This is a genomic window from Acinetobacter sp. ANC_7588 (genome assembly GCF_056783995.1).
In genome coordinates this window covers 20,447-33,939 of record NZ_JBWYIU010000016.1, presented here as the reverse complement: position 1 = coordinate 33,939, position 13,493 = coordinate 20,447, and the positions used below count along the sequence as shown (strand labels likewise).

At 38.5% G+C, this 13,493-nt stretch carries 13 protein-coding genes; 8 read left to right on the top strand and 5 right to left on the bottom strand.

Translation table 11 applies throughout. The features are described from left to right. The first annotated feature begins 104 nt into the window (after positions 1–104). The 3 genes from AC1M9J_RS13660 to AC1M9J_RS13650 all read left to right on the top strand — a co-directional run bounded on the left by AC1M9J_RS13660 (position 105) and on the right by AC1M9J_RS13650 (position 4,076). On the top strand, positions 105–530 hold the full coding sequence (locus tag AC1M9J_RS13660; protein ID WP_481592333.1) for a hypothetical protein: 426 nt from the start codon (positions 105–107) through the stop codon (positions 528–530). 196 nt (positions 531–726) lie between these two features. Next, on the top strand, positions 727–1,932 hold the full coding sequence (locus tag AC1M9J_RS13655; RefSeq protein ID WP_481952504.1) for an acetyl-CoA C-acetyltransferase: 1,206 nt from the start codon (positions 727–729) through the stop codon (positions 1,930–1,932). 11 nt (positions 1,933–1,943) lie between these two features. Further along, positions 1,944–4,076: a 3-hydroxyacyl-CoA dehydrogenase NAD-binding domain-containing protein gene (locus tag AC1M9J_RS13650; RefSeq protein WP_481596623.1), complete on the top strand. Its 2,133-nt coding sequence runs from the start codon at positions 1,944–1,946 to the stop codon at positions 4,074–4,076. A gap of 37 nt (positions 4,077–4,113) precedes the next feature. Here AC1M9J_RS13650 and AC1M9J_RS13645 read toward each other — a convergent pair whose 3' ends face one another. Then, positions 4,114–4,581 (bottom strand): Lrp/AsnC family transcriptional regulator, encoded by a 468-nt coding sequence (locus AC1M9J_RS13645; RefSeq protein WP_481596622.1) that lies wholly within the window; start codon positions 4,579–4,581, stop codon positions 4,114–4,116. A gap of 137 nt (positions 4,582–4,718) precedes the next feature. Here AC1M9J_RS13645 and AC1M9J_RS13640 point away from each other — a divergent pair, with 137 nt between their 5' ends. Both AC1M9J_RS13640 and AC1M9J_RS13635 read left to right on the top strand, forming a co-directional pair. Next, on the top strand, positions 4,719–5,372 hold the full coding sequence (locus AC1M9J_RS13640) for a LysE family translocator (RefSeq protein WP_481952503.1): 654 nt from the start codon (positions 4,719–4,721) through the stop codon (positions 5,370–5,372). Positions 5,373–5,492: 120 nt separating this feature from the next. Next, on the top strand, positions 5,493–5,822 hold the full coding sequence (locus AC1M9J_RS13635; protein WP_481587995.1) for a hypothetical protein: 330 nt from the start codon (positions 5,493–5,495) through the stop codon (positions 5,820–5,822). A 38-nt stretch (positions 5,823–5,860) separates the two neighbouring features. Here the strand turns inward: AC1M9J_RS13635 and AC1M9J_RS13630 are convergent, their stop codons facing one another. After that, positions 5,861–6,289 (bottom strand): GNAT family N-acetyltransferase, encoded by a 429-nt coding sequence (locus AC1M9J_RS13630; protein ID WP_481952502.1) that lies wholly within the window; start codon positions 6,287–6,289, stop codon positions 5,861–5,863. A gap of 21 nt (positions 6,290–6,310) precedes the next feature. Next, positions 6,311–7,522 carry a class I SAM-dependent methyltransferase gene (locus tag AC1M9J_RS13625; RefSeq protein ID WP_481952501.1) on the bottom strand — a complete coding sequence of 404 codons (1,212 nt, stop codon included), beginning with the start codon at positions 7,520–7,522 and terminating at the stop codon, positions 6,311–6,313. Positions 7,523–7,625: 103 nt separating this feature from the next. Between AC1M9J_RS13625 and trhA the strand changes: the two genes are divergently transcribed. Both trhA and AC1M9J_RS13615 read left to right on the top strand, forming a co-directional pair. Next, positions 7,626–8,264 carry a PAQR family membrane homeostasis protein TrhA gene (gene trhA / locus AC1M9J_RS13620; RefSeq protein WP_481952500.1) on the top strand — a complete coding sequence of 213 codons (639 nt, stop codon included), beginning with the start codon at positions 7,626–7,628 and terminating at the stop codon, positions 8,262–8,264. Positions 8,265–8,405: 141 nt separating this feature from the next. After that, entirely contained in the window at positions 8,406–9,716 is a 1,311-nt protein-coding gene (locus tag AC1M9J_RS13615; RefSeq protein ID WP_035267948.1) for an MFS transporter, read from the top strand. A 43-nt stretch (positions 9,717–9,759) separates the two neighbouring features. On the opposite strand, the gene AC1M9J_RS13610 is transcribed toward AC1M9J_RS13615, so the two are convergent. Next, complete coding sequence (locus tag AC1M9J_RS13610; protein ID WP_035270000.1) at positions 9,760–10,770, bottom strand: metallophosphoesterase; 1,011 nt, start codon at positions 10,768–10,770, stop codon at positions 9,760–9,762. Between the two features lie 171 nt (positions 10,771–10,941). Between AC1M9J_RS13610 and AC1M9J_RS13605 the strand changes: the two genes are divergently transcribed. Further along, on the top strand, positions 10,942–12,504 hold the full coding sequence (locus AC1M9J_RS13605; RefSeq protein WP_228143135.1) for a phospholipase D family protein: 1,563 nt from the start codon (positions 10,942–10,944) through the stop codon (positions 12,502–12,504). 34 nt (positions 12,505–12,538) lie between these two features. Here AC1M9J_RS13605 and AC1M9J_RS13600 read toward each other — a convergent pair whose 3' ends face one another. Continuing rightward, entirely contained in the window at positions 12,539–13,333 is a 795-nt protein-coding gene (locus AC1M9J_RS13600) for a lysophospholipid acyltransferase family protein (protein ID WP_481596617.1), read from the bottom strand. Positions 13,334–13,493: the final 160 nt, after the last annotated feature.

The following is a 13,493-nucleotide window of genomic DNA, read 5'->3' as shown; positions in this document are numbered from 1 at the left end:
CTGACATTGTTCAGGCTTTTTTTTACATATGGATTTAAGTGCTTATTTAACAAAAATATTCAAGTTGAAATTAAAATATTCGTAATATTTAAAGGAATAATAAGATGACACTTACTGCAATCTTAATCTCAATTTTGATTGGAATAGCAATTTATTTTTACAGTGTAAAATCGCACAGCTCTCGACCTCAAGCTGATATACAGTACACTTATAATATTGTCGGAGAAAATGCATATCAAAAAAATTTACTTAAAATAGCTGGTCAAAAAAAAGCTGTATCTAAATTTCATGAATGTACTGCTCATGTTCTGTCAGAACCATTTAACCAATACGATCCAAATGCAATCAAAGTTGAAATCAACGGATTAACAGTTGGCTATTTAAGTAAATTAGAAGCTGAAAAGCTGAAAGGGCAGATTATCAATAAAAAAGTGCCCGCTGTAATTAACGGTGGTTGGTATGTTGATAAAGATGATGAAGGTTCTTATGGTGTAAAGCTTGCCATATCAAGCGCCAAAGATTTGATATAGCAAAATTATAATCAAAGCATTCGCAATACAAATTTTTTTTAATTCGTCAAAAACTTTCATTTCACAATTTAAAACACTTAATTTTTCAGTGACCAAAAATATCAAACGACTCATCCGTTCTCGTCATTGCACAATCACATAGATCATCTACACTCAAAACACCATAACAATTTCAACCTATAAAAAAGGAACTATTATGAGCGAGGCTTACATCATTGATGCCATTCGCACACCACGCGGAAAAGGAAAAAAAGATGGTTCTTTACATGAAGTAAAACCAATCACATTACTCACAACGCTGTTAAATGAACTTCAAACTCGCCATCAACTCGATACTTCTAAAGTCGATGACATCGTGCTGGGTTGTGTAACTCCAATTGGTGATCAAGGCGGTGATATCGCTAAAACTGCTGCAATTGCTGCAGGCTGGAATGATGATGTAGCAGGCGTTCAAATCAACCGTTTTTGTGCTTCAGGACTAGAAGCTGTCAATCTTGCTGCACAGAAAGTTCGTTCAGGCTGGGAAGATGTTGTCGTTGCAGGTGGTGTAGAGTCAATGTCGCGTATTCCAATGGGCTCCGATGGCGGGCCATGGGCACTCGATCCAGAAACAAACCTGAAATCTACCTTTGTTCCACAAGGGATTGGTGCTGATTTAATCGCAACTTTAGATGGATACTCTCGTGCTGATGTAGATGCTTTTGCTGCAGATTCCCAAAAGAAAGCAGCAGCGGCTCAAGTGAATGGTTACTTCAATAAATCAGTTGTACCAGTAAAAGATAAAGCTGGCGTTGTCGTTTTAGATAAAGACGAGTTCATCAAACCAACGACTACCGTTGAAGGCTTAGCCAAATTAAATCCAAGCTTTGAAATGATGGGTGGTATGGGATTTGATGCAGTCGCATTACAAAAATATCCAGAAGCTCAGAAGATTAATCACGTTCACCATGCAGGAAACTCTTCAGGCATTGTAGACGGCGCTGCTGTTGTTCTACTTGCATCTGAAAAAGCGGTTCAAGAACAAGGCTTAAAACCACGTGCCAAAGTATTAGCAACTGCGCTTGTCGGAACTGATCCAACAATCATGTTAACTGGTCCAGCACCTGCGGCACGCAAAGCTTTGGAAAAAGCTGGCTTAACCATTGATGATATCGATTTATTTGAAGTGAACGAGGCGTTTGCGGCTGTAGTAATGCGCTTTATTAATGAACTCAATGTCGATCCTGCAAAAGTCAATGTAAATGGTGGTGCAATTGCAATGGGTCATCCACTCGGTGCGACAGGTGCTATGATTTTAGGTACGTTGCTCGATGAACTTGAACGTCAAGGTAAAAAACGTGGCTTGGCTACACTGTGTGTAGGTGGTGGTATGGGTATCGCAACGATCATTGAATTGGTATAAGGAGAAGAATAATGAGTGCAATTCAATTTGAAAAAAATGCTGATGGCATTGTTATTCTCACCTTAGACTCACCTAATCAGTCTGCCAATACCATGAATGCAGATTTCCGAGTTGCTTTGGAAGAGACGGTAACAAAACTGAAAGCCGAATCTGGCATTACAGGTATCATTTTTAAATCTGCAAAGAAAACCTTTTTTGCAGGCGGTGATTTGGATGAGTTGATTCAAGCTCAACCAGAACACGCCTCTGAATTCTTTGGCATGATCCAAAAAATGAAAGCGGAATTCCGATATATTGAAACCTTGGGTGTACCTGTTGTTGCTGCATTAAATGGAACAGCTCTCGGTGGTGGGTGGGAAATCGCACTAGGCTGTCATGCTCGTATTGCATTAAATGATCCTAAAGCGAAATTTGGTCTACCTGAAGTTACCTTAGGATTGTTACCAGGTGGCGGTGGTATCGTGCGTATGGTACGACTGCTCGGCTTGCAGAATGCTTTTCCTTTCTTAATGGAAGGTAAACAATTTGGTGTAGAAAAAGCAAAATCTCTAGGCTTAATTCAAGATACGGCTGATTCTGAACAAGAGCTCATGGATAAAGCGATTGCTTGGGTTAAAGCAAATCCAAAATCTCAACAACCATTCGATGTTAAAGGATACAAAATTCCAGGTGGTACGCCATCATCACCTCAAGTGGCTCAAGTCCTTGCGATTGCACCAGCAATGTTGCGTGACAAAACAAAAGGTTGCTATCCAGCCCCTGAAGCCATTATGTCTGCTGCCGTTGAAGGTGCTCAGGTAGATGTTGATACTGCATTAACTATTGAGTCTCGCTATTTTACGTATCTGGCAACTGGTCAAGTTGCGAAAAACATGATTGGTACTTTCTGGCATGGACTGAATGCAATCAAATCAGGTGAAAGCCGCCCTAAAGAGCCTGCAAAATGGCAAGCGACCAAAGTAGGTGTTTTAGGCGCTGGAATGATGGGGGCTGGCATTGCCTACTCGACAGCGATTAAGGGGATTCAAGTCGTCCTTAAAGATGTATCGATTGAAAATGCAGAAAAAGGTAAGGCGTATAGTCAAAAACTGTTAGATAAACGTGTTTCACAAGGTCGAATGACTGCTGAAAAACGCGAACAAATTTTATCTCTCATTACCCCTACAGCGAATGCATCTGATCTACAAGGCTGTGATTTAATCATTGAAGCTGTATTCGAAAATCAAGAACTCAAAGCCAAAGTAACTCAAGAAGCTGAGCAATATTTAGTTGACGGCGGTGTGATGGCTTCTAATACATCCACCTTACCGATCACAGGTCTTGCAACAGCAAGTAAAGATGCGAAAAACTTTATTGGACTGCATTTCTTTAGCCCTGTTGATAAAATGCAGTTGGTTGAAATTATTAAAGGTAAAGAGACTTCAGCTGAGACACTAGCTAAAGCCTATGATTATGTTCAACAAATTGGAAAAACACCTATCGTTGTGAATGATAGTCGTGGTTTCTTCACCAGCCGCGTATTTGGTACTTTTGTCAACGAAGGTTTGCGTTTACTGGCTGAGGGAGTACATCCAGCCAAAATTGAAATGGCTGCTTTAAAAGCAGGTATGCCAGTCGGTCCATTAGCAATCCAAGATGAAGTCGCATTAACCTTGTCTGAGCATGTGACCAACGAAACGCGTAAAGCGCTTCAGGCTGAAGGCAAAGATTTACCATACTCCCCTGCTGAAGATGTTTTAAAGCAAATGATCCATGAGTTTGGGCGTAAAGGGAAAGCTGCTGGTGCTGGTTTTTATGAATATCCTGAAAGTGGTAAAAAATACCTTTGGGATGGTTTAAACCATTGGACGAAAGAGACTGATATTTCTGAGCAAGAAATGATTGATCGCTTCTTGTTTGTGCAATCTTTAGATACCTTACGTTGTCTTGAAGAGGGTGTTTTAGAGTCTGTCATTGATGGAAATATCGGTTCTATTTTTGGCATAGGATTCGCCCCTTGGACTGGCGGCGCTTTACAGTTCCTCAATCAATATGGACTCGCACAAGCGCTTGACCGCGCGAATCAGCTTGAAGCGAAGTATGGTGAGCGTTTTAAAGCACCTCAACTCCTCAAGGACAAAGTTCAGTCTGGTCAGTCGATTTGATTGATATAAACTAAAAACCTCTCTTCGGAGAGGTTTTTCAATCTAAAGTAACTGGAAATCCCTTAAAAGTCTTAATCTCTTTGAGCGTAAACATGCTCTGCATTTCCTTGATACCAGGGAGTCTTCTAATTGTTTTCATAGCAAAATCTGCATAAGTATCGAGATCTCGAGACACAACTTGAAGCAAAAAATCTGCATCTCCGCCAATACTATAACAAGCGACTACGTTATCTAACTCTAGAACCTTTTCTTCAAATTTTTTGGCTTCAACTTCACTATGTCTATCAATTGACACTCGTATAAAGACCATTACACCCAAATTAATTTTTCTTCTATCAAGGTTAACACCATATCCTTTGATAATTTTTTTGTCTTCTAATCGTTTAACACGACGCCAACATGGTGATGGAGAAATACCGACTTGTTCCGCCAGTATTTGATTGGTCACTCGTGAATCTTGTTGAAGTAGTCTTAAAATTTTTTTGTCAAATCTATCAAAGTTCATAATGAAAATTCTAACCTTTTTTATTTTATTTATAGAAAGGATATACCTCAATCAATAGAAAAGGCAAACGAAAACGATCACTTTGTGCTTTGTATTTGATTGAAAATGTTCTTACCTTCACAAAAAACAAGATATCCATGTTTGTAGAACAAAACTTTTGCACTTATCTTTTAGCTCTGACTATTGCTGCCGCTGTACCCGGGCCAGGTATGATCACAATTCTAATTAATACAATTAAAAATACCAAAATGCATGGCTGGTTTACTCTATTTGGATTAATCACAGGTGATTTCTTATATTTAACCTTATCTCTTATCTTTATTAAATTTCTTCACCAATTTATAAATCCTAAAATTATTCAGATCATTATCATCATTGGTGCATTTTATTTACTATACATAGCAATACAAATTTGGGCATCCAATGTCCGTGAAATGAAACAAAATCATTTCAACTTTTCACCGACAAATAAAAAAATTTACAAAACCTCCTATGGACAAGGCCTACTTGTCACAATGAGCAATCCTAAAACGATGACGTTTTACATTGCACTATTACCCCCATTTCTTTCCTCCAATACCATGTTCAGTTTAGAGCAGATCTTTAGTGTATATGTCGCGACAATGTTCGTCTTAGTTTTGATTGGAGGACTGTATATTTCTTTGGCTATCATCATTATGAAATATTTATGTTCTCAAAGAAAAATGGATATCATTATGAAATTATTAGCATCAATTATGGCATTTATATCACTAAGCCTGATCTATTCGAACATTTCAGCTTTTACATAGTGATCATTAAAATATGCTTATAAATACAACAATATTTTGTTGTGAACATTTCTATACTTCTATTCTGTGTTATAAAGTAACATATTCTCAGATTCATTTTACCCAACTTGGTATAGCATTATGACTGATCATTCTTCACCAGAAAAATCTCCTTGGGGTTGGAAAGCGCTAATTATCGCGATCATTTTAAGTATTATATTTATGGTGATTTTCTATGTAGCCATTGAAAATGAACCTGACTATATGCCAAGTAAACAACGAACAGAAACCAGTGAACATCATGCATTCAAAGCATCACCTGTGATGTCTGAAGAAGCAGCAGCAAAAATCGAAGCCAACAAAGCTGCTCAAGCTAGTGCAACTGAACACAATATGACTGAAGAAGAACACGCAGCAATGGGCGAACACAGTCATAAACATGATGGTGAATCAGGTTCACATAGTCATTGATATTTGTTATGAAAAAACGGAGCATTGGCTCCGTTTTTTTATTCAAGCTGCATCGTCATATAAACATGAGGAATACCACAATCTAAGTATTCCTTACCTTGGGGCTCAAACCCTAAACGTTGATAAAATGGTAATGCATGAACTTGAGCAGAAAGATTCAAGGTTGGTCGCTTTTCCCTTTGAGCGGACTCAATTATAAATTTCATGAGCTCAAACCCAACACCTTTTCCTCGATAAGCCTTTATGACTGCTACCCTTCCAATACTATGATTTTGAAGTAGTCGAGCCGTGGCGATTGCCTCATCTTCATGGAAAACAACAAAGTGAATCGATGTCTCATCTTCCATATCCCATTCGTCTTCAGGTGAAATTTGTTGTTCCAGAATAAATACTTGCTCTCGTATCTGCATCGCGTAGAGCTTTAATTGCGACCATGAACCTACTTGAACATCGAAGACATTACTCATATGTTAATTCCCAAAGGTGTGTTAGCACTTTTCACCAATATTTTGTTGCTCCCACTCACCTTTTAGAAGCAACTCTAATGAGTGCTTTTGAATACCATACATATTTTTTAATGCAATGATTTGATCCAACACTTGCTGATCTGGTGCGTTAAAATCTTTTCGCTTGGTGGCTAAAATCATTTTATTTTTGCTGGTATGTTCCAAAGCCACAAATTCAAAAACTTTTGTCTCGTAACCATAGGCTTTTAACAATAGCGCTCGAATTGTATCTGTCAACATTTCAGCTTGTTGCCCCTCATGAATACCAAACTGCAACATTGGTTTTAATACAGAGGGACTTTGCATTTGAGGTCTCAATTCTTTGTGGCAGCACGGCGCGCACATAATCATTTGCGCATTCAATCGAATACCGGTATGAATCGCAAAATCAGTTGCTACATCACAGGCATGCAACGCAATCATGACATCGAGTTTTTCAGGCGAGTAAGTTCGTACATCTCCTTGGAAAAAATCTAAATGCTTAAAATCTGATTTACGGGCAACATCTTGACAGAATTGAACCATTTTCTCGTTCAGTTCCACACCTGTAACATAAGGATTGTAATCATTTTTTTGTAAGTAGTCATACAGTGCAAAGGTGAGATAACCTTTACCTGAGCCAAAATCGACAACGTTGAGCTGCTGATCAACTTGAATTTGGTTTAATGCACCGGAGCAGATCTCAACAAATTTATTAATCTGTTTCCACTTACGCGCCATGCTGGGAATAATTTGTTCTTTTTGATCCGTAATACCCAACGGTTGAAGAAAATAACTTTCTTGCTCAACAAAACGGTGTTTTTGACGGTCGTGTGATTTTTCAATGATCTTGGAGACTGAAGCCTTTTTACTTTGAGTTAAGATCGCTTTTTTCTTATTTTTCTTGAGCTGCAACTCGCTGTCCAATGTAAAAAGATTGGCTTGTTTGCATTCACTGACTAAGTTACTTACCAACGGATCAGCTTCATCAATTGGAAAATTTTTGGTCACATCTTGAGTTTTAAAGCGATACAGAACATTCAGCATCCATTCATCTTGTAATCGAATCATGCGTATAGTCATCTTCTCTAAAGCCTCTATCTCGCCCTGATATTGGCTCAGAATCATACGATCAAAACGCTGAGATGCTAAAGCTTGATGAAATGCTTCAAGAAATTGTTGCTCTTGTGGGGTAGAAGATGCCGAAACGGTCATAAACAGTGCCAAAAAAAGAAATGCTATTAAATTTTAATGCGTCTTACGCGAAAAGCAAAATTCAATTACGATACAGGTGTATAATTAAATGTGTAAGTGAACAATGAAAGCATCTCATGCTTCGTATGATCCATTAGAAGAAAAAATTAATTTCATCAGTCATGCCATTGGTGCTGTCTTGGCCGTCATCGGTGCCATTTTATTGATTATAAAAGGTGCTGCTTATCCTTTGGCGCAATGGATCGGGCTTTGGGTTTATGGACTTAGTTTAGTTCTACTCTTTACGGCGTCTAGTCTTTATCATTTTGCGGAAACACCTGAGCGTCGGGGTTGGTTTAAAAAATTGGACCACACGGCTATTTATTATCTCATCGCAGGAACATACACGCCTTTTCTATCTATAGCTTTACCAACGCAAAAAGCTCACTATTTATTAATTGCACTTTGGGTAATTGCGGCGATTGGCACTTTATTTAAATTGGTATTTATTCACCATTTTCAAAAAATATCGCTTTTTGCCTATCTCGCAATGGGATGGTTAGCATTACTTGTGATCGATGATATGCGCACATATTTATCTGATCAAAGTTTAACCTTCCTTATTGTTGGTGGTCTTGCTTACACCATAGGCGCATTGTTTTATGCCTTAAAAAAGGTAAGATACACTCACGCTATCTGGCATATTTTTGTATTGATAGGTGCAGGATCACATTTCCTGTCTATTTATCTTTACGTGCTATAACCACTTTAACTACATCGTCTAGCAACCCTAACACCGTAGAGCAAGCTGGTATTTCGTATTTTTTTAAGAAATTACGCCTTTTTTAAAAAGATTACGCTATTAAATCTAAGTTTTTTATTTTTAGTAAGTGTAAGGTCTCTCATGGCGTCTAATACAGCATCACAACAAGCTCAGCCCGCAAACTCTAAAACTCGGGTATTAACTGCAAGCCTCGTTGGTACAACCATCGAGTTCTTCGATTTTTATATTTACGCAACAGCTGCGGTCATAATTTTCCCCTACTTGTTCTTTCCAACAAGCACAGATCCTATGACAGCAACGATTCAATCATTAGCAACTTTTGCAATCGCATTCATCGCACGTCCTATCGGCGCCGCACTATTCGGTCATTTGGGAGATCGAATCGGTCGTAAAGCAACCTTAGTGGCAGCCTTGCTAACCATGGGGCTTTCTACCGTTGCGATTGGTTTACTTCCAACCTATGCGCAAATTGGCATTGTGGCACCCTTACTTTTAGCTTTGTGCCGATTAGGTCAGGGCTTAGGTTTAGGTGGCGAATGGTCAGGTGCAGTTCTACTCGCAACTGAAAATGCGCCAGAAGGCAAACGTGCTTGGTACGGTATGTTCCCTCAACTTGGTGCACCTATCGGCTTCATCCTTGCCACAGGCTCTTTCCTTACGCTTGGGGCATTCATGAGTGAAGAAGCATTCATGTCATGGGGATGGCGTATTCCATTTATTTCAAGTGCCTTATTGGTGATTGTAGGCTTGTGGATTCGCTTAAAGTTGCATGAAACGCCAGCATTCCAAAACGTGCTTGATAAACAAAAAGAAGTGAATGTTCCTTTTGTACAAGTTTTTAAAAAGCATTCAAAAATGCTTGTACTCGGAACGATTGCAGCCATTTGTACTTTCGTAGTTTTTTACTTAACCACTGTATTTGCTTTGCAATGGGGTACAAAACAATTAGGTTACTCTCGTGAAGAGTTCCTACAACTTCAGTTGGTTGCAACGCTTTGTTTTGCAGCATTTATTCCCCTTTCTGCAATTTTTGCGGAAAAGTTCGGTCGTAAAACCACTTCGATCGCGGTGTGTGTAATTTCTGCTATTTTTGGTATTTTCTTTGCGGACATGTTGGAGTCAGGAAGCACACTGATTGTGTTCTTATTCTTATGTATTGGTCTTGCGATTATGGGCTTAACCTATGGTCCAATCGGTACAGTACTTTCAGAAATCTTCCCGACATCGGTGCGTTATACTGGTTCGGCGTTAACATTTAACCTTGCTGGTATTTTTGGTGCATCTTTCGCACCTTTGATTGCAACGAAATTGGCAACTGAATATGGTTTGTCTGCAGTAGGCTATTATTTGACGGCTGCATCAATCCTTTCGCTGATTGCTTTCCTCATGATTCGCGAAACGAAACATGATGATGTGAATAATCAAATTTGATGCTTTCAGCTAATAAAAAAACCGGCTTAAGCCGGTTTTTTTATTAGCTGAGCTCAATGATATCAATCATCGGTGGTACTCTGAATCTGAATGGGACACCTACCATGCCAGTACCTACGGACACATAAACATTGGCATGTTCATGCTTATATAAACCACGTTTATGACCCAAGATAGACACTTTTTTCATGATGTAATCTGTCAACCACGGAAGCTCCACTTGTCCCCCATGAGTATGCCCTGACAACATCAACGGATGAGTTGGCAATTTTGGCACCATATCCACCGTATCCGGATTATGTGACAGAATTAACCACGGCTTATCTTGTGGTAAATCAGGCATATCCCGCATGTCAGCCTTACCTGCCCACAAATCCCCCACACCAATCAATCTAAACTCATCAAACTCAACAATCTTACCTTCAATATCCATCACCTGATTTGAAGCTAGCGCATCTTTTAATAATGCCTGAATCGGTGGACCTGGATATTGCTCATCATGATTACCATTCACAGAATAGACAGGCGCTTGAATTTCTCTTAATACTCGGAGCTCTTCTGCCAGCTTATTTTCTGGTTCATAGGTCCAATCACCTGCCACAACCACTAAATCTGGTTGAGCTTGATTAATCTTATTCACGATAATTTTCAGTTGTCTTTCATGCCCAGAAAACAATCCAATATGTAAGTCTGCAATTAATGCCACTTTAATCGGATGTTTAAAGGGTTGCGCCGAACTTAACTTGTAACTCAGGTTATTCACTACTACACGATGTGGCTCAATGAAACGTGCATAAATCAATACACTGCTCAACAAGAAAATAAACACACCTTCATGCAATGAAAATATACCTTGCCAAGTAGCAAAAATACTAAAAAACCACAACGGAACAAGTAAATAAGAAAGATAAAATGCCAAGAGATGAACAAAGGCTTTAAATGGATGTATGGTTTCAGTTCGAGATTGGCTCATCCATGCTTGCGTGACTCCCCAAATAGCGAAGAGCGAGAAAATAATATAGAACGCAGCAAGGATGTTATTTGTTGTCCACATATTCAATCTCTTTCATTAAATCAGACGAATAATCTGAGTGGTTCATTTATCTTTTAAATGGTGCTCTTTATACTTTAGCACATTGAGTTCAAAGAATAGATTATGCAAGCAAATCACATGGAAAAGAATCAATCTCAACAATTGAATCGCCAAAAGAAAACATCTTTTAAAATGCGCTTCATTATGAGTTCATGTTTGATTCTTGCTTTACCCGCATGCTCAACTTTACCCACTCAACAAGCTGTTGCACCTCAATATGCGTATGACATCGACACTCATGACACTTCATTGGCGCAAATTGTCGAACCTTTGAAAATTAAGAATCCTGAATTAACAGGTTTTCATGTTTTATATGATCCAATCGAAGCGATAGCTGCACGTTTTCAATTAATTGAGAAAGCCGAAAAAACACTCGACCTTCAATATTACATTTGGGATAACGACCGTGTAGGTGCATTGGCTCTTTATAAAATCATTCAAGCTGCTGATCGTGGTGTAAAAGTCAGATTGTTAATGGATGACAATAACGCTAAGACGATGGAAAGTATTTATCTCGCGCTGGATCAACATCAAAACATTGACGTAAAGTTATTCAATCCTTATAAATTCCGACGCCTTAGACCCGTTGATATGATTTTGGATCTGAAACGTATCAATCGACGGATGCACAACAAAACGTTTACAGCTGACAATCAAATTACCCTGATTGGCGGCCGAAATATGAGTAATCAATACTACAATGTCAGTGACCGATATCAATTTTCAGATGTTGATGTCATGCTTGTCGGTCATGCAGTAAGTGATATTACACACTCATTTGATGAGTACTGGAATCATGAATATGCCTATCCAGTTAAAAATATTGTCAATCATCAACAATATACATTGCGCTATGAAGGTTTAAAACAGCAACTGCAAGAGCACTTTGATGATGGTGCTGTACGTAGTTATGTTGAAATTACTCGTGAATCTCATGATTTTGATCGTTGGCTCAATCAAGAAATTAAGCTGGATTGGGTGAAAGCAGAAGTCATCAAAGATTCTCCTGAAAAAATCAAAGCGAAAGCTAAGAAAGAAGAACATCTCAACTTTCAACTGGTTGAACGCTTAGAGAAACCAGAAAAAAGTGTCGATATCATTTCCGCTTACTTCGTTCCTGAGCGCAAGGGTGAGCAACGTTTAAGTGCAATCGCACAAGATGGCGTTAAAGTTCGTGTACTGACCAACTCTTTTAAAGCCAATGATGTTGCACTTGTACATGCGTTTTATGCGAAATACCGTCAAGATTTACTGCAAAACGGCGTAGAGTTATATGAGTTCCTCCCTGCTTTGCCAGAAGAATTCCAAAATAAAAATAATATTGAAATTTCTAAGCAGTCCAAAGTGAGCCTTAAAGGGCTGAGTCGCTCAAGCCTACATGCAAAAATGATGGCTTTGGATGATAAGCAAGTATTTATCGGATCATTTAATTTTGATCCACGTTCAGCCAATTTAAATACTGAAATAGGCGTCATTTTAAACAGCCAGCCCCTAGCGCAAGCTGTGCATAAAACCATGGATCAGAACCTAAAAAAATATGCCTATAAATTAGTTCTAGATTCACAAAATAATATTAATTGGAAACAAGCGACACCTGAAGGTATTAAAATCTATACCAAAGAACCAAAAATGAAATGGTGGCAAAAAGCAAGCTTGAAAGTTATCTCCTGGTTGCCAATCGAAGGATTCATGTAAAAGCAGGGATCATCATGATCCCTGCTTTTACTGATTAAGCTTTGAGTACTTTTTGATGTAATACTTCCAATCCTTCCTGCATTCTGAGTTGCACTTCTCTCGTTAAGCTTTCAACTGTATGTCCAGTAACATCAATCGTGGGCAAAGCTGTTAAATGTGCAACGACTTGAGGCATTTCCAATACTGCTTTGAGATGCGCTGTAAATCCAATATTTCCAATAAAGGGAGCAACCTGATCTAACTCCCCCTCTTGATTGACATAACAGATTAAACAAACTTGCACTGGTTTTTGAGCCTCGATAGCTGCAGCTAAAAGTCTTCCATGCACTTTTTTGACTTTAGTTCCATCAGTCGTGGTTGCTTCTGGAAAAAATAAGACAGGAATATTTTGCTTCAAAAATTCTGTGATTTGCTCTTTAATACGGACCGAATCTCCTGAACCTCGTTTAATGAACAGTGTTCCACCACCCTTGGCAAGTTTCCCAAAAATCGGCCAATTTTCAATTTCTGCTTTTGCTAAGAAAAATACACGCGCACTCGAACCTAATACAGGAATATCTAACCAAGAGATATGATTGCTCACCCATAATGCGGGTTCACGAGGAATGTTGCCATGTACTTGTAAATCGATATTAAAAACTTTGCATAAGCGACGGCAAAAATGTTGTACATAGCGAGTATTGTTTGGATTATTCGGATTTTTATACATTTGATGCCTAAAAATTAAATAAAACCCTTCAGTGACAGCAGCAGTACCTGAGATGATTTTTTGGCTATATAGCGCTGTTTTTGAAAATAAATTGAGTTTTTTAGGCGTTAATGTTGTCATAAATTATTTCACTGAATAATAACAGGCGTTATCCACTATAGCTCCATTCTATACTGAGCTCACCAGAGATGCATTGATTATAAAAACCGTATACATAGATTTGAAAATTCAATTTCAATTCAAATACCCAATAAAATATAATTTTTAAATCGAATTTATA